Below are 22,128 nucleotides of genomic sequence, written 5' to 3' on the forward strand. Positions count from 1 at the left end.
TTCCGGGATTTACGTGACATAATTACAACGATCCGTTCGGAGACTGGCGTCTTTGCCGCTACACAACGTGCGCGCGGATCATGGAATTAACCCCCACCTGCGCCTTCAGCCTGCTGCCCAGCAGGAACACCCCACCAATCTTTCGCTGGATGAACAATGTGTCGACCGGTGGAATGTGATAAAAGCTGCGTTGCTGCGCAAACGCCATGCCCTCGTCGCGCAACTGGTTGACGGTGTCGCTTGAGGCAAAATCGAACGAGCCTTCGGTGCGCAGCGGCGCGAAGGCGGTGTCGAACATGCCCAGCACCGCATCCTTGTGCGATTCCGGCGCGTCTTGGTGGATCAGGCCGAGTGTGATGGCCCACTGGCGAGTGGCCGCGCGGTCGCTCTTCAGCCCGGCCCCCAACAACGCGCGATAGGCGTCGGCCACCGGCTGCGTGACCGGGCGGGTCGCCCCGAAATCGAGCAGCACCAGCTGCCGGGTGGCAGGGTCATAGCGGTAGTTGGCAAAATTGGGGTCGGTCTGCATCAGCTTGAATTCAAACAGCTCGCGCATCAGCAGGCCGACGAGCAGTTCGGCAATCCGGTCACGGTCCACCTGCGGCAGATGCTCAGTGTCCTCTACCGCGATGCTCTCATCAAATGACATCGCCAGAATGTCGCCGGTGCTGAAATCCTCATGCAGCGCTGGCACGCGATAGTCGGGTTCGCCCGCCAGCAGCTGGCCGAAGCTCGTCAGATGCGCGGCTTCGTGCTCATAATCGGCCTCTTCATGCAGCTGACGCTTGGCTTCCTCAAGCATCGCATCGATCTCCAGCCCGGCAGGCAGCAGGCCGGAGAGCTTGATCAGCGAGGCGACATTATCGACATCGCTGTCGATGCTCTGGCGCACCCCAGGATATTGCACCTTGATCGCCAGGTCGCGGCCATCGACGGTGCGCGCGCGGTGAACCTGGCCGATTGAGGCGGCGGCGATCGGCTTGAAGCCGAAGCTGGCAAAGCGCTTTTCCCAGCCGCGCCCCCAGTTGTGTTCCAGCACCTTGCGCAGCTGGCCTTGCGGCATGTGTTGCGCATCGGCGCGCAGGCGGCCCAGAATTTCGGTGAGTTCGGGCGGAAAGAAATCGCCGGTGTCCATCGACATCAGCTGGCCCAGCTTCATCGCTGCACCGCGCAGGTTGGCGAGCTTGTCGGTGATCCGCCGGGCGTTGGCCGGGGTCAGCAGCAGATCGCTGACGCTGGGGCGTTTGCCCTGTGCCCACTGCTTCGCGCCATCGACCAGCATCCCCCCCGCGACGCCACCCGCCATGCTGCCAAAGCTGGCAAAGCGCTGGATGCGGCCGCTGGGGACGGCCTTGCCGATGGACCGGGTCTTTGGGGGGAGCATAAGACGCGAGCACCTGTCACTGGCTTGGCGTCACCATAGACGCCTTGCGTTACCCATGTAGGTGCGCGTGGCCGCGATGACGAGGGGTTCAGCTACAGCTGGCCCCGCCCAGCACGCAAAATCGCGCGCAATGCGGGTGGTTGAGCGAGACGCTGCGCGATGCCTCGACAAGGCTGCGCCCCATGTCGAACTGCGGATCATAGGGCAGCAATGTGCAGGCGGCGACAGTGGGCCGGTCCGCGCCCTTGTGTTTCACCACCATCCGGCTGCTGGCGCACATCATGCTCGCCGGGTCGATCTTGAGAATATCCCAGCAGCCGGTGCTGATCTCGGCGATATCGGCGGTCGCGTCCATCTCAGGGAACATGACAAAGGCCTGCGGGTCGTTCACGTCGATGGCCAGCCCCTCGCGCGCAAACAATGCGGCAAATCCGGCGCGCGCCTCGGCATCGCTTTCGTTGCCCAGATGCCGCCCCGCAACCGCGATGGCAAAGCCGTTGTCGTTCAACCATCTGAGACCAGCTATCGCCTTGTCCCAGCTGTTTGGTCCGCGTTCGGCCTCGTGGACCGCCTGGCTGTAGTGGTCGAGGCTGACACGGATTGTGAGCTTGCGCCCGTGGCGTGCCCGCAGATCGAGCAGCGCGGCTTCATAACGGCGTAGCGGGCGCATCGCGTTTGACAGCACCAACGTGTCGAACCCGCGCGACAGGCACAGATCGAGGATGGCGATGAGTTCGGGGTTCATGAACGGCTCACCACCGGTGAACGCAATCTCGCGCGTTGGCAGGCCGTGCGCCGCAATTTCGTCGAGATATTGGGTCACTTCGGCCAGGCTGATATAGACCAGCGCGTCGTTTCGCGGCGAACTTTCGATGTAGCAGCTCTTGCAGGCTAAATTGCATAAGGTGCCGGTGTTGAACCACAAGGTGGTAAGCCCCGTCATCACGACCGATGCGCGCGGTTCGCCTTTCGCGGTGACCATGGGATCGCGGAACTTTTTCGGATCAAGCGGCTGCGCGGCGTCCAGCGCAAACGGGCTGGCGGCGAGATTGGGCTGTGTGGCGATAAAGGGCTCCATCGGTGTGCTGCTGGCGGGCAGCGTCAATCGCTCGATATCTGCTCTGACCGGGGCTTGGCAAGCCGCGAAGCGAGCGGTGCCGAAACGATCAGCTGTAATTGGTGATACAAAAGCACAGGCAGGATGATGAGCCCCGCCTGCGGCCCCCCGAACAGGATCGCGGCCAGCGGCGCGCCAGTGGCGATGCTCTTGTGCGATCCGGCAAACAGCAGGCTGATGCGGTCGGGCCTCGGCAACCGCAGCAATCCGCCCAGCCCCCAGGCCGCGACCATTGCGATGGCGAGCATCACAGCGATGGTGCCGGTGAGGATGCCGAGCACCGTCCAGCTAAGCGCTGCCATCTGTCCACCGGCGACCGCAGAGCAGAACGCGACATAGACCGCCAGCGCAATGGCAAAGCGGTCCAGAAAGGTCAGCAGCGCCTTGTTGCGCATCGCCCAGCCACGCAGCCAGCCTTGTGCAATCTGGCCGAGCACGAACGGCAGCAGCAGGATCGCGACGATGCGCAGCACCGTGTCCGCGCCGATGTCCGCGCCTCCGGTCGCGCCGATCAATAGCACCACGAGCGCGGGCGTCATGAAAATGCCGGACAGGTTAAGCAGCGCCGCCGCCATCACCGATGCCGCGATGTTGCCACCCGCCAGCGACGCATAGCTGATCGCCGACTGGACGGTGGAAGGCAAGATACCGAGAAACAGCAGTCCGACGATTAATCCGGCGGGCATGAAGGACGGCTGCGCAAATGTCGCTGCCAGCCCGACCAGCGGCATCAGGCCGAAAACGAACACAAAGATCAGGCCCTGCAATCGCCAGTTGCGCATCGCGGCAATCACCTCGGCGCGGGGCAGGCGCAGGCCATGCAAGAAGAACAGCATGAAGATCGCCACCGACACCGCGTGCCCAGCATAAACCGCCGCCGCGCCGCGTACCGGCAGCACCGCAGCGGCTGCGACGGTAAGCAGCAGCACGAGCACAAAGCGGTCGGGGATCAGGCGGGAGAGAAGCGACATGGGCAGCACAGCCATTGCCCGCTTCGCCCAGCCAGCGCAACGGCTTGCTTGCCGCCCGAAGCGATGCGACAAGACCGTTGAGCAATGAGGGGCGCGGGGATGGACTGGAAACCGGTTTTGGCAGCGATTGAGGCTGCGACCGCGCCGCACATCGGCAGCGGCAAGGTCGCCGATTACATCCCTGCGCTGGCGAGGGTTGACCCCAGCAAGTTTGGCATGGCGGTGGTGCTGGGCAGCGGCGAGATGCTGACGCTGGGCGACAGCCATGAGCCGTTCTCGATCCAGTCAATCTCAAAAGTTTTTACGCTTTCCATGGCTTTACGTTGGTTTGGTGAGAGTGTTTGGGATCGGGTTGGTCGCGAACCCAGCGGCAGCGCATTCAATTCCATCATTCAGCTTGAAAATGAAAAAGGTATTCCGCGTAACCCTCTGATAAATGCAGGCGCGATCGTCATCACTGACATGCTGGTTGCCGCCAGCAGCGCCGATGCGGTGGTCAATGAACTGATCGCGCGGCTGCGGCGCTTTTCGGGCGACGAGACGATCAAGATCGACGAGGAAGTGGCAGAATCTGAGTCCGCCACTGGATCGCGCAACCGGGCGCTCGCCTATTTCATGGCGTCGTTCGGCAATATGAACAATTCGGTGGAGGAGAGCCTCGGCGCATATTTCCGCCAGTGCGCGGTGCGGATGAGCTGCCGCCAGCTGGCGCGCGCGGCATTGTTCCTAGCCTTCGATGGCCGCGACCCGATCACCCGCGAACAGATGGTCTCCCGCGAATACTGCCGCCGGATCAACGCGGTGATGATGTCGTGCGGCCATTATGACAACAGCGGCGATTTCGCCTATCGCATCGGCCTGCCCGGCAAAAGCGGCGTCGGCGGCGGCATCCTCGCGGTCGCGCCCGGCCACGGCGTTATCGCCACCTGGTCGCCGGGGCTGAATGCAGCGGGCACATCAATGGTCGGCGCGGTGGCGCTGGAAGAGCTGGTCGAGGCGACGGGATGGAGTGTGTTTGTTTGAGCAAGAGCGGTTTCGGTATCACGCGTGATATTGATCAATGCCGCTTGCTTTTTTCACGCCATATGGCCATATTTCTCATATGAAATCGAACCAGTCTGCATCGAAACGCGCGTTGCTTGCCAAGCACAGAGATTTGGTGCTGGGGCGCAGCGCAGTGACAGGGCAATATGTATTAAGGCCAGCATCTAAACAGGGTTCGGTGTCGATAAAGAATGCCAATGCCGTGGTCAAAACTGTACTAGCTGATCAGAGCAAATAGCTGCTGGTGACACAACAACGCACTTCAACGGACGACGTATTTATCAATTGTCCGTTTGATCACCAGTTCAATGCAATATTCAACGCGTTAATTTTTACGATTTATGCTTGTGGTTTCCGGCCACGATCTGCGCGCGAGCTGGACGATGGCGGACAAGCGCGGCTCGATAAACTGTATGCCATTATTGAGCAATGTCGTTATGGAATTCTTGACCTGTCGCGTACAGAGCTTGATAATGTGTTTCTTTTGCCAAGATTCAACATGCCAGTGGAGCTTGGTATTTTTTTGGGTGCCAAGCGCTATGGCGGGAAATTACAAAAGGACAAGAGACTGATAATCTTTGATATAGAGCAGTATCGGTATCAAAGATTTATTTCTGATCTCGCAGGAATGGATATTCATGCGCATAGCAACGATCCGTCGCTCGCGATCAATGAGGCTCGTAATTGGCTGGCAAATGTTTCGCGGCGAAAGCTACCGAGCGGACGTAATCTGATACGCGCCTACCATCGTTTCAATCACGATCTCCCCGCGCTTGCACAGGCCCTCGACTTTGACGTCGATGCACTGCCATATGTAGATTTTGAAAGGTTCGTTGTCACGTGGCTACTTGAAGCCAAGGCAGATGGCGAGAACTGAGCTCACCCCATTCTCGGCACATCCGCAGGCGTCGCGCTGAAACTTGGCGCAGGCGCGGGCTGCAGCACGCCATCCACCTCGACGAACGTGCCGCGCTCCTTGTTCTGCGGGTGTTCGGGGGCCTCGCGCAGGCTTAGCACCGGGGCGAAGCAGATGTCGGTGTGTTCCATGATGGCGCACCAAGCGTCGCGGGTTTTGGTGAGAAACAATGCGGTCAGCTTGCCCTTCAGCGCGCTCCACTGGCGCGGGTCCATCTGCGCATCAAACGCCGGATCGTCGAGCCCGGCCTTATCGCGCAGCAGCGCATAAAATTGCGGTTCGATCGAGCCGATCGAGATGTATTTGCCATCAGCGCATTGATAAGTGTCGTAGAAATGCGCGCCGGTATCGAGGAGGTTGACCCCGCGTTCGTCGCGCCACTGGCCGTTGGCGAGAAACGTATAGGTCATCGCCGACAGGATTGCCGCGCCGTCGGTCATCGCGCAGTCGATCACCTGGCCCTTGCCGGTGCTGCGCGCTGACAGGATGCCCGCGAGCATCCCGAATGCCATCATCATGCCGCCGCCGCCGAAATCACCCACCGCATTGACCGGCGGCGTGGGCTTGTCGCCCGCGCGGCCATAGCTGTGCAGCGCGCCCGAAAGCGCGATATAGTTGATGTCGTGCCCAGCAAAAGGCGCATATGGCCCGGTCTGACCCCAGCCTGTCATCCGGCCGAACACCAGTTTCGGGTTGTCGGCCAGCAGCACATCGGGGCCAAGCCCCAGCCGCTCCATGACGCCGGGGCGAAAGCCCTCGATCAGCCCGTCGGCTTCTACAACCAGCGCGCGGACTTGCGCGACGCCATCTTCGGACTTGAGGTCGAGCGCGATGACTTCGCGATTGCGGTTGAGGATGTCGCGGTTGCCGGCATCGCCAACCATTTGGCGGGAGGATGCGCGCTCAATCCGGATGACGCGCGCGCCATGATCGGCGAGCATCATCGCGGCGAATGGGGCAGGGCCAATCCCCGCCAGTTCGATGATGGTCACCCCGTGCAATGCGCCTGGCATATCGTGTCACTTTCAATTTAATTGATCGGTTAAGGGCGCGACGGTATCGCGGTGTGGCATGAATGCAAGCCTCAAACGGCAAGTTCGCATGTTGCAACGCCGCAGTTAATCGTCTGATTAACAGGTTCCGTAGCGTCAACCGCGTGTTGCAATGCACAAGCGCGCATTTCTGCGGGACTCGACGATTTCAGCGCGTTCGTATTTCGCGCCAACGACACAAAAAAATTGCATTGGTTCAGCGTTTGTGACAATTTTCTGATTGTGCTCAAAGCGGCAAAGATCGCTTGAGACACAAAAGCAACACTATGCTTTGCTTGTGGGAGAAGAGGATGCGCACTTTGTTGAAGCCCGTTGCGGGCTTGCTCTGCACTGTTTCAATGACATCGATCGCCATGGCGCAGGATACGCAACGCGATGATGCGCCCGACCGCGACATCATCATCGTTACCGCCACGCTGCGCGCCGCCGATGTGCAGGACATCCCGCTCGCTGTGACCGCTGTCAGTCCCGAACAGCTCGATCGGCAAAATGTGCAGGACATCAAGGCGCTGACATCGATTTCACCCAGTTTCAACATCCAGTCATCACAAACCGAAAGCCAGGGCACATCGATCCGCATCCGCGGCGTCGGCACCACCGGCAACAACACGGGGCTCGAAAGCTCGGTCGGGGTGTTCATCGATGGCGTTTACCAATCACGCCCCGGCATCGCGCTGGGCGATCTGCTCGATCTGGAGCGGCTGGAAATTCTGCGCGGCCCACAAGGGACGCTGTTTGGCCGCAACACTTCGGCAGGTGCACTCAACCTCACCACCAAGCGCCCTGACCTCAGCAAGGTCGAGGGCTTTGCCAATGCGACTTACGGCAATTTCGACTTTTTCAACGTCCAGGCCGGGGTCAGCCTGCCGCTGGTAACCGATCAGCTGGGGATCCGCCTCTCAGGGGCCTATCGCAAGCGCGACGGCTATCTGCGCAGTGTCATCGTACCGGGTGCCGAAAGCGGCAACCGTGACCGCTTCATTGTGCGCGGGCAGCTGCTGTGGGAGCCTTCGCCCGATATCAGCATTCGGCTGATCGGCGATTATGCCGAGGCGAATGAAAACTGCTGCGACGCGGTGATCGTGCGCGAAACCGAGCTGCAGCCGTTCTTTGCCTTCCACGGTCTGGCGAGCGACGGGGTTGACGCGTTCGGTCGTGATGCGTTGGTGCGGCGGCGCACCAACAGCCAGCAGTTCAATAATGACACCGAGCAATATGGCTTTTCCGGCGAGCTGAAATGGGATTTCGGCCCCGCGCAGATGACCTATATCGGTTCGTATCGGCGGTTTGAGGCGTCATCGGATCAGGAATCCGATTTCGTCGGGCTGAATGTGTTCAGCTCTGGCGCGGGATCGACCGCAGCCCCGACAACGCCAAGCAACGGCGGCCCGATCAAGACGATGACCCACGAACTGCGCTTTCAGGGCAGCGCATTCAACGATGCGCTCGATTTTCTTGTCGGCGCTTACTATTCGGATGAAAGCATTGATGAAATCCAGACGCTGACGCTGGGCGCCGATTATCAGCGCGCGGTCAGCGCGGGCAATTTCGCCAATGTCGCCGGGGTCAATCCGCTGTTCGCGCTGACAGCGCTGGGCAATGGCGGGGTACCGGTCAATGCGGCGGGCAATTTCGCCATCAACCGCTTCCAGCAAGAAGCAAAGAGCTTTTCGATCTTCACCCACAACGTCATCAATTTCACCGACAACATCAGCCTCACGCTCGGCGCGCGCTATGTTGACGAGAAAAAGGACGGCAGCTTCGATCAGTTGGCGGCATCGTCACCAGCGTGTCAGGCGATCACCAATGGTGTGATCGCCGGGACCATTCCTGCGGCGTTGCGCGCCGGGGCGCTGGGGCTGACCTGCTTCCCGTTCTCAACCTCGGTGGGGATTACCGTGCCAGGCACTGGCGGCACGGTGCTCGCCAGCACCATCCCCGGCCTGCCGCTGCCGCGCGAATATGATCTGCGGTTCAAGGATGACGAACTGACCTATACCGCGCAGCTCGCCTATAACAGCAACAATGGCTTCCTTGCCTATGCAGGCTTCAGCCGCGGGTTCAAATCGGGGGGGTTCAACCTTGACCCTGCCGCCGCCGCGAACGGTGCAGACCCGCGGTTCAACTCTGAAAAAGTCGATGCTTATGAGGCTGGCATCAAGACCACCTTCGCCAACGGACGCATCCGCGCCAATCTGGCGCTGTTCCACATGGAGATGACCGATTTCCAGGTGCTTGAATTCACCGGGGTCCAGTTCCAGACCTTCAATGTCGGGGCGGCCAAATCGACCGGGGCAGAGCTTGAAATGTTCGGACAGTTCGATTCGGGCATTTCAGTCAACCTTGCGGTGACCTATGCCGATGCGCGCTATCCGGGCAATTGTGCGGTCGGCGTAACCGGCAACGCGGCGACCTTGCAGACAGTGCGCAGCCTGTGCGGGGCGGACCTCACCAATGCGCCAAAGCTGACCGGGGTGTTCGGCATCACCTATGATAACCAGATCACCGATTCCGGCTGGAAGATGCTGGCCAATTTCAACATCGCCTATTCGGACGACAGGCGCACCAGCACATCGCCGCTGGACACCAACGGCTTGCCGATCCCACTCGATATTCAGGACAGCTATTTCAAGATGAACGCGCGGCTGGGCTTTACTACCCCGGATGACCGGTTCAGCTTTGAACTGTGGGGCACCAACCTGAATGACGAAATCACGCGCGGCATCACCGCCAACACCCCACTGCGCGGCGGTGCGGGTACGCGCTCGCGCATCGGCTTTATTGAAGAGCCTCGCATGTACGGCATCACGCTGCGGGCCAAATATTGATACGCATCATTGATGGGAGACAGTGTCTGCGGACTTAAGCATTTCGGCCTAAGTGACCAATGACATTGAACATCAATGCACTGGGGCGGCCCTTTTCAGGACCGCCCTTTTTTTGTGCCTGTATGGTGCCGGGTAACGCAGCGATTACTTGTCGCCGAAGGCATCCGCGATCGAACAGGCTGCCGGGCCGAGGATAACGACGAACAGCGTCGGCAGAATGAACAGGATCAGCGGAATGGTCATGATCGCGGGCAGCCGCGCGGCCTTTTCCTCGGCCCGCATCATGCGTTCGTTGCGAAATTCGGCAGACAGCACACGCAGCGCGGACGCCAGCGGTGTGCCGTATTTCTCGGTCTGGATCATGGTCGTCACCACCCCGCGCACTGAATCGAGCGCAACGCGATAGGCCAGGTTCTCAAACGCCTGTCGCCGCTCGGTCAGGAAGGCGAGTTCGATTGCGGTGAGGGCAAACTCGTCGCCCAGCTCCGGATAGGCCCGGCCGAGTTCCTTGGCGACGCGATTGAAGGCGGCGTCCACGGTCAGCCCGGCTTCGGCGCAGATCACCAGCAGGTCGAGCGCGTCAGGAAGCCCCTTGCGGATCAGGTCGGTGCGCTTGGTGATCATGTTCTGGACGAAGATGTCGGGCGCCTTGTAGCTGCTGATCAGGATGGCGGCGAACAGGCCGAACTTCTTCATCGGTGTCCAGTCGGGCACCAGAATGCCAAAGCCATAGATCGCCAGCGCTGCCCCGCCGCCGAGCACAATCGGCAGCATCATGCGGCCAAAGATGATCGCCACGGCAACGTCTTTTGAGCGGATGCCGGCCTGGGCGAGCTTCTGCTGCGCGGACTTGAGCTGTTCGTCCTGCAACACGCGCAGCGACTGCAGCGTGCTGCGCATCTTGTCGGTGGTATCGTTGCGGTGAACGATCCGCGTGCGTTTCTTGGCGGTTGAAGCGGTGATGCCGGCCTTCAGCTGCTCGCGCCGCTCATTGAGCGCTTTGACCCGCTTGGCCATGGGATCGCGCACTGTGGTCGCTGCATAGATGGCAATCAACACCGCAAGCGTGGCGATCGCAGCCAGCATTGTCGCCACAAAGACGACATCAATCCCTATCAGGGTCGGGTTGGCAGCATTTGGCACTGGTCCGTATCCCCCAAATCAGATTTCAAAGCTGACCATTTTGGCCATGATGAACACACCGATGCTCATCCAGAGCAAGCCACCGAGCCCGGCAATCATCAGCCGTTCTTCGCTGAAGAAACCGGCAAGATATTCGGGGTTCACCCACCAGATCATGATGAAGACGAGAAACGGCAACGCGCCGACGATATAGGCTGAGGCTTTGGATTCGGACGAGAGCGCCTTGATCTTAAGCTTCATCTGCGCGCGTGACCGCAGCACGGCGCCTAGGTTCGACAGGGTTTCAGCCAGATTGCCGCCGGTTTCGCGCTGGATGGCGAGCGTGATGCAGAAAAAGTTGAATTCCGGCAGCGCCAGTCGGTTTGCGCTTTCTTGCAGCGCGTCCTCCATCGACCGGCCAATCTTGATCCGTTCGGTGACCAGCTTGAATTCCTCGCCCACCGGGCCCGGAATTTCTTTGGCGACGACCTGCAGCGTCTCGGTCACCGGCAGACCAGAGCGCAAGCCGCGAACCAGCAGATCAATGGCATCGGCAAAGCGGGCAATGAACTTGGCGAGACGGCGCTTGATGAAATGACTGACGACCATATGCGGCAGGCCAAAGCCGACTGCGGCGCCGATGGCCGCGCTCATTGCCAATTGCCCGGTCCTGAAATAGACGAGTAGCGCCACGACAAGGCCCAGGCCCACCACAACCTGCAAAAACTTGCGCACGGTCCATGACTTGCCGGTCATCGCAAGCCGGCGGCCAAGCATCTCGGTCTTGGTCAGGCTTTCGGTGGTCTGGTTGAAGCGTGGCTTGCGGTTGGCGATGGCCTTGCGCATCTGCGCTTCGACCTTTGCGGTGGCGTTTTCGCTGTGCCGCTCGCGCACCACCAGAATCCGCCGCTGCAGTTCCTTGCGCGAGGAAGGGCCGGCGAACGCCATAATCACCATCGTCAGCACGGCCAATGTACCAAGTGCCAACATCAATGTTTGCGCCATGCTCATGCGATTTGCCCATCCTCATCCGGCCCTGCTTTCCCATCGGGCAAGCAGCTGGCCTTATTTTGCCTTGGCGGGCTTTGCCGGCAGCAGCGACCTGAAGTCACTGAATTTGCCAAGCAGGGATTTTTTTGCGCCGCCCTTGTCCTTTTCCGTCACGACCTCCTCGTCGGCCAGGCCCAGGCAACGTTCGGTCAGCGCCTTCATCACCACGCCTGCCTTGCTCGATTTGCCCGCTTCGCAGAACGGTTGGCCAAGCTTGGCAGCCTGCGCAGCGGTCTTAAGGTCAGCCGGGATGAGGAAATCGATCTTGTGTTCGATGGTCGTCTCAAAATCGGCGCGGGTGATTTCCAGCGCAGCAGGCTGCACCTTGTTGGCGACCACCAAGATGCGCGCGACCGGTGCGTTGGACTTGAGCCAGGCCAGCAAGCGAATTGCGTCGCGTGCCGATGCCAGCGTCAGCTCGGTCACCAGAATTGCGATGTTGGTGTCAGAGACAAGATGTGGATAGTCGATCAGCATCTGGCGCGGCAGATCGACCACCGTGGCTTCAAAGGCGTGGCGGAATTCTTCCTTCAGCTGGAAAAACGCCGCGCCGTCCGTCATCAACGGCGCGCTGATCGGCGCTTCGGCGGACAGGATGGAGAGCTTGTCATTGGCCTTGATCATCGCGCGCTCGATAAACAGCCCATCGATGCGGCTGGGGTTGTCGATGGCGTCGGTCAGGCCGCGACCGGGCTCAAGGTCCATGGTCAGCGCACCGGTGCCAAAATGCAGGTCAAGATCAAGCAACGCCGTCATCCGCCCGGAATATTTGCTGAGTTGCCAGGCAAGCGAGGTCGCAACGGTCGATCCGCCCACGCCGCCGCGCGTGCCGATGACCATAACACCGATATGCGTGCGGTCAGCTACCACTTCGCCCGGCTTGGGCGCGGTCAGCACTGCCTGCGCCTGCATGACCGTATCGCGCAGCTGTTCAGGGCCGACCGGCTTGAGCAGATAGTCGTGCAAGCCACTGGAGATCAGATCGCGGTAAAGCCGGACGTCATTGACCTGGCCCATGGCAATAACCACGGTCCCAGGTTCGCAAACCTCTGCCAGCGCGTTGATGTCGTTGAGCGGATCGCCCGATTCCGACAGGTCAACCAGCAGGATGTTGGGACTGGCGGTGACTGAGAGCGACTGCACGGCATTGCGCAGGCCGCCCTTGTGGCACTTTTCGGTTGGCCAGCCCATGTTGACGGCAAGACCTCGCACGATGTCGAGCGATGACTCATCGCAGATAAAGGCGGCAAATGGATCGCGCGTGCCAGAGATGCCAGGTTTCCAGGGTGCGTTCACTGCGATCCTCCACCAGTCTGGGTCGAGCTTTCCTTCAGGCCCTGCGCGCCGGTCGGCTCAGCCTCACGATATTGCTTGATGGCGCGATCAGAGCGCTGGGTGGCAACAGTGCCGCTGCCCGGCTCGCCGCGCACCAGATCTTCCTTGTTCGCTACCATCGACGCCAGGTTGCTGTTGGTGGCGCAGCCGTAGTTGCTACTGGTCGCGTTGTTGTAGTTCATTTCCATCTTGGTTTTCCAGTCAGGGCAACCGGGTACCGAGGCGGTGCTGCGGGTCACGACCACGCGCACCGTGCCGGGGGCGATGGTGCCGGGTGTCACCGGGGCGACATCGCTGACCTGCAGGCCATGACGCGATGCAGCCGCCTCGACCGATGACTGCACCACGACGTTGCCGCCCGAAGGATCATCAATCGCCACCCGGTCGCCGTAGCCCAGCTCCATCGCGCCGAACCATTCGGCCAGCCGCTTCTGTTCCTCAAGCGCCAGCGTGCCATTGCGCGTGTCAAGATCGAGCGCAAAATTGCTGCGCTGGACAACGGGCTGATGCACGCTTTCCAGCATGCGGTTGCTCGACATGTTGCCACAGCCGGACAGCGTGATCATCGCTGTTGCTGCGATGGCTGCATGATATGCGCGCATTGTATTTCTCCTCACGACCGCCCCTGACCTTATTCGAACGAAAAGCCCGGGCTGGCGGATGCCACCGTGCCGGGTTTAACCTGGCGATTTTTCGCCGCGCGCGCCTCACGCCTGGGTTTGGCAGGCTCAGACGGCATCGCCCGAGGCTGCATCGGCAACGCGCCAAAATTCGGTGCGCTGTCAGCAGGCTGTTCAACGCTAGGCTTGGGCCGGTCGCCGCCGGTGATGCCGCTTGAATCCTGATTGTTGATCAGCTGCTCGGCCATATTGGCAGACCGCAGCGCGTCGGTCGGCAGCACAATGTCGTTGGCATTGACCGGCTTGACCAGATACGGTGTCACGACGATCACCAGTTCGGTTTCGCCGCGCTGATACTCGCGTGACTTGAACAGGTTGCCGAGCACCGGCATATCGCCAAGGCCGGGGGCTTTTTCGATCAGGCTCTGCGAGGAATTGCTGAGCAGACCGGCGATCATGAAGCTTTCCCCCGACCCCAGCTCGACCGTCGTTTCGGCGCGGCGGGTGGTCAATGCGGGCACCTGAAAGCCGTTGAGCGTGATCGAGCCGACGGTTGACAGTTCAGACACTTCGGGACGCACCCGCATCGAGATGCGGCCATTGGCGAGCACGGTAGGGGTATAGGCCAGGCTGACCCCGAAATTCTTGTATTCGATGGTTGTCGTGCCCAGACCCTGGTTGATCGGGATCGGAAACTCGCCGCCCGCCAGGAAGTCCGCCGTTTCACCCGAAAGCGTGGTCAGGTTGGGCTGCGACAGCGTCGTCACCAGCCCAACGCGTTCGGCAAGATCAAAGGCCGTGGCGACATCGAGCCCGAACAGGCGGCCAGCCAGCTGTACCGCAGTGGTGCCATCTGTGGGCGTGTTGAACGTCGTGCTTGTGCCGCCAACAACGAACTGACCCGTCGCCGGATTGAACGGCAGGCTCAGCGTGCCTGCAGGGAAGCCAAACTGCGAAGAGGCATCGATGCGCGGGAAGTTGGCCGATGGCACCGCTTCACCAATCGTGGCGAAGCTGCGGTTTGCCCGGCCGATCCCGAACAGGAACCCGCCGGTGGTATCGCGGGTCAACAGGTTGGCGCCGATTTCGCGCACCAGCGAGCGGCTGACCTCGGCGATGCGCACCTGCAGGTTAACCTGCAGCGGGGTCGCGGTTTTCAGGCGACTGATGACTTTAACTTCTTCGCCGACAAAGGCCTGCACCAGACGTTCTGCCTCGGCACTATCAACCGGGGCACCCACGGTGCCGGTCAGCAGCACAATGCCGTTCAGGGTGCTCACCCGCACCTTGGCATCGGGCATGGCCAGCGTCAGCATCTGGTCAATCGAATCGAGGTTCGATCCTACGCGGATCGTTGCCGAATAGACGACCTGACCGGCGGCGTTGCTGGCATACAGCGTGGTTTCGCCGCCCGCCTTGCCGAACACGTAAACCTGGTTTGCGGTCTTGACCTGCACATCGGCGATCTCGGTATCCGCGATGAACAGATCGCTCATTTTGCCGGGCAGGTTGATCAGCTGCCCGCGACCGATGGAGAGCACCAGCGTGTCCTGCGGGCGCTGCATGCCCGACTGCGCGTTGGCTGCGCCCGCCAGGATCGGGGCGAGCCCCGTGAAGGTGCCGACCGTCGCAATTGTTCCGCACAGCAAAGCGGTTTTGATCATATTAGAGATACGCATGATCATTTTCCTCCGACCGGCACCACGGTCACTTCGTTACCCCGTGCGACACGCACCACTGGCCCGGTGCGGACAACAGCAGCGCCGACATTGCCGCTGGAGACGTTGCCGCTGGCGACGTTTGTTGCAGGCGCTGGTTGTGCGCTTGCTCCGCCACCACGATTGTTCTGCGGGGGCACTGTGCTGCGCTGAAAGCGCGAGACATCGCCCCCGGTGACATAGGAGACATCGGTATCGACCGGACTGGTCGCGAGCGCCTTGATGAAGCGGTCCTCGGTCCGGCGGTCAGCGCCTTCGGGCAGTTTGACGTCGCCTGCGGCGATCGACCGCTCAAGCTCTGCTTCGTTGTCGGCAATTGAGCGCAGTGACAGGCTGAGCGTGCCAATGGTTTGCGCCACGGCGATTTTTTCTGCCATCTTGGGCGTCGCTTCGACAGTAACGGTGGTAAAGGCGATGACCTCGGTCTTGCCTTCTGCGTTCTCGGCATCAATGCGCTGGTCGGTAGCCAACACGCGCAGATTGCGGATGATCGTTTCGGATGCCTTGAGCGCCGAGCCGTCGCCTTCAACCGACTGGGTCAGCACAAGGTCGACCCGGTCACCCGGGAACACAAAACCGGCAACGCCGGTGCGCGCCGAAACCGGCACGGTGACCGCGCGCATTCCGGGGCCGAGCGCTGCGGCGAGGAAGCCGCGATCGCCCGGTTTGACCAGCGAGCCTTGCGTCACCGGCTGACCCGCCGTGATCGGATTGCGCACGACGGTGCCCAGCAGCGTGTCGATCCGCGATGCATCTTCAAGGAAATAGGCGTTGGAAACAAGCTTGGCCGGCCAAGGCTGAAAGGCCACGCTGTCGGGCGTGATGATCGTGCCCACCGGCAATGACCGGTTTGCGACCAGAACGCGCGGGCCTTTGGGCTCTGCGACCTGCTGGGCTGCGGTTACCTCTGGCGTGGCTGACCCTGTGAACAGGCTGCGCGCCAGAAAGGCAGTGGTCAGCGCGACCAGCAACGCTCCAACGAGGAGGATGACTTTCCTTCTATCCATGACGCCCGAGGTCCCTAATTTCCTGCTTGATGTTCACGTTTTCATGCAAAATGGTTAAAAAACCGTTCGCCAACCACCCAAAGCCCCGCTGCGGCGATGGCGATGCCGTAGGGAACCTCCGGGCGCCCTTCCAAGCGGCGGATTTTGTGCAACGCGACGATCACCAAGGTAAGCACTGCGCCGACCAGCGACATGATGATCACGATTTTCAGCATCGTCATCCAATGGAACCACAAAGCCAGCGCGCCGAGCAGCTTGACATCGCCGCCACCCATCGCGCCGATGGCAAAAACCAGAGCAAACACGATGAAAACACCAAGGCCCAGCGCCAGCTGCATCGCCATATCGGGCCAGACGGCGAGGCCAGATGCATACCAGAACAGCGGCGCGGCAAGCGCGATGCCGATGTTCAGCCAGTCTTCGATCTCGCGGCGCACCACATCGGTATAGACCGCGTGCAACAGCGCGATTGCCAAGGCCCCCAGCAGACCGTAGACGAACAGATCATTCATGGGGCAGAGCGTTAGCGCGGATGACTTACCAAAAAGTAACCATAGATCGCCGCAGAATTCCTGACGATGCGGTCGAAACAATCTGGCACACTGCTGATGGCTGGCCGATCCGCAAAATCGATATGGCGGCAGGCGGGGTAACCGGCGGCACGGTGCGCGGGTCGATGCTGTTTTTGCCCGGACGCGGTGACATTTACGAAAAATATCTGGAGACCCTCGCCCACTGGCAGGCGCAGGGCTGGAATGTCTCTGCGGCCGACTGGCGCGGGCAGGGCGGGTCGGGGCGATTGTCCGATCACCAGTTTGTCGGCCATATCGATGATTTTTCGACCTGGATCGACGACATCAGCGCGCTGTGGCGCGCGTGGCAGACACAGACGCCGGCGCCACACGTCATCATCGGCCATTCGATGGGTGGCCATCTTATCGCGCGCGCGATCATCGAAAAGCGGATAGATCCCGTGGCCGCCGTGCTCAGCGCGCCGATGCTGGGCCTAAAGGGGCTGGGTCTGCCCGCGAGCTTTGGTCATGCCGTAACCCGCGTCATGCGTGGGCTGGGCAAGGCCGAACGCCCGGCGTGGAAGGTCAGCGAGAAACCGGCATCGCCGCTTGCTATCCGCCAGACTTTGCTGACCCATGACAATGACCGCTACGCCGATGAGCTGGACTGGTGGGCACAGCGACCCAATCTGGTGATGGGCCCGGCGAGCTGGCACTGGGTCGAGCGCGCCTATGATTCGACACGGCGCACCAATGCTCCCGGCCAGTGGGAATCGGTGACCGTACCGACGCTGCTGATCGGCACCCGCGCTGACCAGCTGGTCGACAATGACGCGATCATCGATGCAGCCGCGCGCATTCCGGATAGCGAATTGCTCGTCTTCGGCCGCGAGGCACGGCACGAGGTGCTGCGTGAGGTTGATTCGGTGCGCGACAAGGTGCTGCAGACGATTGACGCGTTTTTGGCGCGCAAGGTGCCCGCACCGCTTGCCGAAGGGACCGGGGCGCTCGCCTGATGGCTGACTATGATGTGGTTATCATCGGCGGCGGCATCGCCGGAGCCAGCCTGGCTGCGGAAATCGCGCACCACTGCCGGGTGCTGATTGTCGAGGCGGAGGATCGGCCAGGCTATCACGCGACGGGCCGATCTGCCGCATTCTGGGCGGAAAGCTACGGCGGACCCAAGGTCCAGCCGCTGACAACCGCATCGGGACCATGGCTGGCATCGCCGCCGCCCGGCTTTGGCGAGAAAAGCTTCCTCAGCCGCCGTGGGTCACTTACGCTGGCCAGAGCTGACGAGGCCCATCTGCTCGAAGCGTTCGTCGCGGACTTCGCGCACAGCGGGGTGCGGATGGACTCGCTCGACCGGGCCGCGCTTGAGGCGCAGGTGCCGGGGCTTGCGGCGGACATTGTGGCAGGCGTGTTTGAGCCAGATTGCCAGGATATCGATGTCGGCGGCCTGCATCAGGCCTATCTGGCGTTTGCAAGGCGCGCAGGCGCAGGCGTTGCCTTGCGCGCGCCGCTGGTGTCGGCACGTGCGACATCGCAGGGCTGGTCGCTCGTCATTGGCGAGAACACCGTGACCACCCGGCGGCTGGTCAATGCCGCAGGGGCCTGGGCGGACGCTGTCGCGCACATCGCTGGCGTGCAGCCTTTGGGGGTGCAGCCGTACCGGCGCACCGTCGTACAGTTGCGCACCAGCCCCGCGCCGCCGGTTGATCTGCCGCTGACACTGGGGGTGAAGGGCGATTATTATTTCAAGCCAGAGGCCGGGAGGTTGTGGCTCAGCCCGCATGACGAAACGCCCGAAAGCGCCGGCGACACTGCGCCCGAAGAGATCGACATGGCGCTGGCCATCGCGCGCTTCGGCGAGGTGGTGGACTGGCAGATCGAGGCGGTCGAGCATCGCTGGGCCGGGCAGCGCAGCTTTGCGCCCGACCGGCTGCCGCTGATCGGCTTTGCGCACGACCAGCCGGGTTTCTTCTGGTTTGCAGGTCAGGGCGGCTTCGGCATCCAGACTGCGCCCGCTGCCGCAAAACTGGGCGCAGCAATTCTGCTCGGCCTGACGCCCGGTGCGATGCTGCGCGCGGTTGATGGGCAATTGTATGATCCTGCGAGGTTCGCTTGAACGGGCTTTGCAACCGTTATGCCAGCAAGCCATCGGCGGTGAATGCTATTGAATCGATCAGGAAAAACGGGCTGTGCGCACCGACAGAAGACAACAGCTGAGCGCTTCTGGTTTGTCTGTTTGAGCTGTTCTCCGGGGCCGGAGAACAGCAAGACTTGCGTATCACCCTCGCGCGACCTCCGCTGCATCACTTGCCAGCCGGTCGGCGCGGTCGTTTTCCGGGTGGCCGGAATGGCCCTTGACCCAGCGCCAGTCGATCTCGTGCCGGGCGACGGCGGCGATCAGTTCGTGCCACAAATCGGCATTGCGCACCGGCTTTTTTGATGCAGTTTTCCAGCCGTTGCGCTGCCAGCCATCGACCCAGCGGGTGATGCCGTCTTTCACATAAGTGCTGTCGGTGTGCAGGATGACATGGCACGGCTCGATCAACGTTTCGAGCGCGCGGATCGCGGCAAGCATCTCCATGCGGTTGTTGGTGGTATCCGCCTCGCCGCCCGCAATCTCCTTCTCGTGCTTGCCAAAGCGGATCACTGCGCCCCAGCCGCCCGGGCCAGGGTTGCCCTTGCAGGCACCGTCGGTGAAGATCTCAACCGTTTTCATAGGATGTCCGCAACCCGTTTGTTGTTCTGTGCGCGATCAGTCAAACACATCAGCATGGACTGGGTCCGCATAAAATTGCAACCGCCGGGCAAAGGCCATGGGATCCTTGCGGGTCACCAGCGCGTCTGGCGGCGTATTAATCCAGTCATAGGCGCGGCTGAGCGTGAAGCGCAAGGCAGCGCCGCGTGCCAAAACGGGAAGGGCGGCTGTTTCTTCGCCAGTGAGTGCAATTTTACTGCGGTATCCGACGATCAGCGCGTCAGACACGGCCCGGTCAAAGCCGGTGCCATCGCCGTTAAAGCACCAGGCGCTGTGTGTCACCGCAAGGTCATAGGCGCGGGCATCAGTGCACGAGAAATAGAAATCGATCAGGCCGGTGACCGTATCGCCCAACATCAGCACATTATCCGGGAACAGATCGGCATGAATCGTCGATTGCGGCAAATCGACAGGCCAGTGCGCATCCAGCCAATCGAGTTCGGATTGCACCAGCTGGCCGAGCGCAGGGTCGATCTTGTGCCACTGCCCGTCACAGCGCGCGGCCAGATCATGCCAGGCCGCCTTGCCCATGCTATTGGCCCGGATGAGCGTGAAATCCTCCAACGCTAGGTGCATCTCGGCCAGTGCCTCGCCTGCCGCGTGCGCCTGCACCGGGCTGGGGCTGGTCAGCGATACGCCTTCGAGAAACTCAATCAGACAGGCGGGGCGTCCGGCGAGATCCCTGATCTGATGCCCGTCGCGATTGGCAATCGCGCGCGGCACGCGGCAGCCGCGCGCCGCCAGATGATCGAGCAGCGCCATGAAAAACGGCAGGTCACCGGCATCGACGCGCTTTTCGTAAAGCGTCAGGATGAAGCGGTGGCCATCTGCGCCACCGCGCGTTTCGACCAGATAATTGCTGTTCTCGACGCCCTCGGCAATGCCCTTGAAGCTGATCAGCTCGCCGGTCTGATAGTCATCGAGAAACCGCGCCATCAGCTCGGCGCTGACTTGCGTGTAGACCGCCATCAGGCAGCGTCGGCCTGCTCGGTCAGCCCGCGCGGCAGCTTGAAGGTGATGCGTTCATCGACGGTGCGCACTGTCTCTTCGATCACATCAAAGCGATGTGAAAGCAGATCGATGACCTCACGCACCAGCACTTCGGGCGCGGATGCACCGGCGGTCAGCCCCAAGGTGGTCACGCCGTCAAGCCAGCCCAGCTCGATTTCCTGTGCGCGCTGGATCAGCCGCGACCGGGTGCCGTGACGCTCTGCCACCTCGACCAGTCGCAGCGAATTAGAGCTGTTGGGTGCGCCGATGACCAGCACGAGGTCGCACGACGAGGCCATGGCCTTCACCGCCGCCTGCCGGTTCGATGTCGCATAGCAGATGTCCTCGGCCTTGGGGCCGACGATGCGGGGGAAGCGTTTGCGCAGCGCGACAACGATTTCGGCAGTGTCATCGACCGACAGCGTGGTCTGGGTCAAAAAGGCGAGGTTGCTCTCGTCATCAGGTTGCAACGTGCCAACATCGTCAACTGTCTCGACAAGCGTCATGTGGCCCGGCGCGACCTGGCCAAAGGTACCGATCACCTCCGGATGCCCCCGGTGGCCGATGAAGATGATATGCCGTCCCGCCTCGACCTGGCGTTCGGCCTGGCGATGCACCTTGGAGACAAGCGGGCAGGTCGCATCGAGATAGTTCAGCCCGCGCTCGGCGGCCTCGTGCGGCACCGCCTTGGGCACGCCGTGCGCCGAAAACACCACCGGCACGCCATCGGGCACCTCATCAAGCTCCTCGACAAAAACTGCGCCCTTTTCCTTCAGGCTGTCGACGACATATTTGTTGTGGACGATCTCGTGCCGGACATAGACCGGCGCGCCATATTTGTGCAGCGACAGCTCGACAATTTCGATGGCGCGGTCCACGCCTGCACAAAATCCGCGCGGTGCGGCGATTTTGACCAGCAGGGGGGGCTTGACCTGCAACGGGTGGCGGGCGGTTTCGCTCATGTTCAGCTTCGCTTTCCTAGTTCTTGTCCCGGTCTTAGGCGATGCGACGGCGTGAGGGAAGTATTTCAACTTGCCCCGATGCTGACGACAGGCCCCGCGCGCGAAATCAGGCCGTTGCGCTTGGCCGGTCTGGCCGATAAGGAGCGTTGGATATGACATTCAAGGATTTCCGCCCAGCCATGGCCCATCTGCCCAAAAAACCGACCGTCGTGATGATGGGTTCTGCGCTGGCCCTGCTGGCGTTGGGCGGCTGCGCAGAGAAGAACCAGCTGGTCGTGGACTCGGGTGTGGGCGTCACCTCCACCCTCACCGCTTGCCCGAATGTCGCGATTCCCGCGCACACCGGCGATGTCACCTTGTTCAATCCGGCGAGCAGCCGCGATGCGAGCGCGATCGATGTCGTCGCCACGCTGACCAACGTGCGCAGCACCTGTGATGAGACCGGCGCGCAGATCTATTCGACCGCCAGCTTTGATGTGCAGGCGCGGCGCACCGACAATCGCGGCCAGCGCACGGTCACTCTGCCTTATTTCTCCACCATCGTGCGCGGTGGCACCGCCGTGGTCGCCAAGCGCGTTGGTGCGGTCACGCTGAACTTTGCCGATGGCCAGTATCGCGCCGAGGCCAAGGGCACCGGGGCTGGCTATATCGAAAAGTCCGCTGCGACGTTGCCCGAGGACATCCGTGAGCGCATCACCCGCCGCCGCAAGACCGGCGATCCTGACGCTGCGGT

21 protein-coding genes are annotated in these 22,128 nt (G+C 61.5%); 7 read left to right on the forward strand and 14 right to left on the reverse strand.

The genetic code is table 11. The features are described from left to right. Nucleotides 1-58 precede the first annotated feature (58 nt). The 3 genes from ACEW8G_RS05485 to ACEW8G_RS05495 form a co-directional block, all read right to left on the reverse strand. The gene (locus ACEW8G_RS05485; RefSeq protein WP_373487432.1) at nt 59-1,384 is read right to left on the reverse strand and encodes an ABC1 kinase family protein; all 1,326 of its coding nucleotides are present in this window, start codon (nt 1,382-1,384) and stop codon (nt 59-61) included. A gap of 88 nt (nt 1,385-1,472) precedes the next feature. Beyond that, complete coding sequence (locus tag ACEW8G_RS05490) at nt 1,473-2,462, reverse strand: radical SAM protein (RefSeq protein WP_373487433.1); 990 nt, start codon at nt 2,460-2,462, stop codon at nt 1,473-1,475. Between the two features lie 23 nt (nt 2,463-2,485). Next, nucleotides 2,486-3,472, reverse strand: coding sequence for a bile acid:sodium symporter family protein (locus ACEW8G_RS05495; protein WP_373487434.1), 987 nt, complete (start codon nt 3,470-3,472; stop codon nt 2,486-2,488). 99 nt (nt 3,473-3,571) lie between these two features. On the opposite strand from ACEW8G_RS05495, the gene ACEW8G_RS05500 reads away from it, so the two are divergent. Both ACEW8G_RS05500 and ACEW8G_RS05505 read left to right on the forward strand, forming a co-directional pair. Next, nucleotides 3,572-4,495: a glutaminase gene (locus ACEW8G_RS05500; protein ID WP_373487435.1), complete on the forward strand. Its 924-nt coding sequence runs from the start codon at nt 3,572-3,574 to the stop codon at nt 4,493-4,495. 265 nt (nt 4,496-4,760) lie between these two features. Continuing rightward, nucleotides 4,761-5,393 carry a hypothetical protein gene (locus tag ACEW8G_RS05505; protein ID WP_373487436.1) on the forward strand — a complete coding sequence of 211 codons (633 nt, stop codon included), beginning with the start codon at nt 4,761-4,763 and terminating at the stop codon, nt 5,391-5,393. 2 nt (nt 5,394-5,395) lie between these two features. Here the strand turns inward: ACEW8G_RS05505 and ACEW8G_RS05510 are convergent, their stop codons facing one another. Beyond that, nucleotides 5,396-6,445: a CaiB/BaiF CoA transferase family protein gene (locus ACEW8G_RS05510; RefSeq protein ID WP_373487437.1), complete on the reverse strand. Its 1,050-nt coding sequence runs from the start codon at nt 6,443-6,445 to the stop codon at nt 5,396-5,398. A gap of 377 nt (nt 6,446-6,822) precedes the next feature. Between ACEW8G_RS05510 and ACEW8G_RS05515 the strand changes: the two genes are divergently transcribed. Then, nucleotides 6,823-9,312, forward strand: coding sequence for a TonB-dependent receptor (locus ACEW8G_RS05515; RefSeq protein WP_373487438.1), 2,490 nt, complete (start codon nt 6,823-6,825; stop codon nt 9,310-9,312). A gap of 144 nt (nt 9,313-9,456) precedes the next feature. Here ACEW8G_RS05515 and ACEW8G_RS05520 read toward each other — a convergent pair whose 3' ends face one another. From ACEW8G_RS05520 to ACEW8G_RS05550, 7 genes are all read right to left on the reverse strand, one after another. Then, entirely contained in the window at nt 9,457-10,398 is a 942-nt protein-coding gene (locus ACEW8G_RS05520) for a type II secretion system F family protein (protein WP_373487453.1), read from the reverse strand. Between the two features lie 75 nt (nt 10,399-10,473). Beyond that, a complete protein-coding gene (locus ACEW8G_RS05525) occupies nt 10,474-11,445 on the reverse strand; it encodes a type II secretion system F family protein (RefSeq protein ID WP_373487439.1) in 972 nt (323 codons plus the stop codon). A gap of 54 nt (nt 11,446-11,499) precedes the next feature. Continuing rightward, nucleotides 11,500-12,780 carry a pilus assembly protein CpaE gene (locus ACEW8G_RS05530; RefSeq protein WP_373487440.1) on the reverse strand — a complete coding sequence of 427 codons (1,281 nt, stop codon included), beginning with the start codon at nt 12,778-12,780 and terminating at the stop codon, nt 11,500-11,502. After that, entirely contained in the window at nt 12,777-13,421 is a 645-nt protein-coding gene (locus ACEW8G_RS05535; protein ID WP_373487441.1) for a CpaD family pilus assembly protein, read from the reverse strand. Before ACEW8G_RS05535 ends, ACEW8G_RS05530 begins: the two co-directional genes overlap by 4 nt. A gap of 29 nt (nt 13,422-13,450) precedes the next feature. Next, nucleotides 13,451-15,124 carry a type II and III secretion system protein family protein gene (locus ACEW8G_RS05540; RefSeq protein ID WP_373487442.1) on the reverse strand — a complete coding sequence of 558 codons (1,674 nt, stop codon included), beginning with the start codon at nt 15,122-15,124 and terminating at the stop codon, nt 13,451-13,453. Beyond that, nucleotides 15,121-16,164: a Flp pilus assembly protein CpaB gene (cpaB, locus tag ACEW8G_RS05545; protein WP_373487443.1), complete on the reverse strand. Its 1,044-nt coding sequence runs from the start codon at nt 16,162-16,164 to the stop codon at nt 15,121-15,123. Before cpaB ends, ACEW8G_RS05540 begins: the two co-directional genes overlap by 4 nt. 41 nt (nt 16,165-16,205) lie before the next feature. Beyond that, on the reverse strand, nt 16,206-16,676 hold the full coding sequence (locus tag ACEW8G_RS05550) for a prepilin peptidase (RefSeq protein ID WP_373487444.1): 471 nt from the start codon (nt 16,674-16,676) through the stop codon (nt 16,206-16,208). A 20-nt stretch (nt 16,677-16,696) separates the two neighbouring features. Here ACEW8G_RS05550 and ACEW8G_RS05555 point away from each other — a divergent pair, with 20 nt between their 5' ends. From ACEW8G_RS05555 to ACEW8G_RS05565, 3 genes are read left to right on the forward strand one after another with little or no spacing between them, the layout of a single operon-like run. Next, complete coding sequence (locus tag ACEW8G_RS05555) at nt 16,697-17,692, forward strand: alpha/beta fold hydrolase (protein ID WP_373487445.1); 996 nt, start codon at nt 16,697-16,699, stop codon at nt 17,690-17,692. Next, a complete protein-coding gene (locus ACEW8G_RS05560; RefSeq protein ID WP_373487446.1) occupies nt 17,692-18,804 on the forward strand; it encodes an NAD(P)/FAD-dependent oxidoreductase in 1,113 nt (370 codons plus the stop codon). The genes ACEW8G_RS05555 and ACEW8G_RS05560 overlap by 1 nt, the downstream gene beginning before the upstream one ends. Continuing rightward, nucleotides 18,801-18,905 carry a DUF1508 domain-containing protein gene (locus tag ACEW8G_RS05565; protein WP_373487447.1) on the forward strand — a complete coding sequence of 35 codons (105 nt, stop codon included), beginning with the start codon at nt 18,801-18,803 and terminating at the stop codon, nt 18,903-18,905. The genes ACEW8G_RS05560 and ACEW8G_RS05565 overlap by 4 nt, the downstream gene beginning before the upstream one ends. Before the next feature lie 61 nt (nt 18,906-18,966). On the opposite strand, the gene rnhA is transcribed toward ACEW8G_RS05565, so the two are convergent. The 3 genes from rnhA to ispH are packed head-to-tail and all read right to left on the reverse strand — an operon-like array spanning nt 18,967 to nt 21,395. Then, on the reverse strand, nt 18,967-19,404 hold the full coding sequence (gene rnhA, locus ACEW8G_RS05570) for a ribonuclease HI (RefSeq protein WP_373487448.1): 438 nt from the start codon (nt 19,402-19,404) through the stop codon (nt 18,967-18,969). 36 nt (nt 19,405-19,440) lie between these two features. Beyond that, on the reverse strand, nt 19,441-20,412 hold the full coding sequence (gene thrB / locus ACEW8G_RS05575) for a homoserine kinase (RefSeq protein ID WP_373487449.1): 972 nt from the start codon (nt 20,410-20,412) through the stop codon (nt 19,441-19,443). Then, nucleotides 20,412-21,395, reverse strand: a complete 984-nt coding sequence (gene ispH / locus ACEW8G_RS05580) for a 4-hydroxy-3-methylbut-2-enyl diphosphate reductase (protein WP_373487450.1) — start codon at nt 21,393-21,395, stop codon at nt 20,412-20,414. Before ispH ends, thrB begins: the two co-directional genes overlap by 1 nt. Nucleotides 21,396-21,547: 152 nt before the next feature. Between ispH and ACEW8G_RS05585 the strand changes: the two genes are divergently transcribed. Next, nucleotides 21,548-22,128 (forward strand): hypothetical protein (locus ACEW8G_RS05585; protein WP_373487451.1); only part of this gene is annotated, 581 nt, incomplete at its 3' end.

The sequence above is a fragment of the Blastomonas sp. genome (assembly GCF_041747255.1).
Taxonomy (GTDB): domain Bacteria; phylum Pseudomonadota; class Alphaproteobacteria; order Sphingomonadales; family Sphingomonadaceae; genus Blastomonas.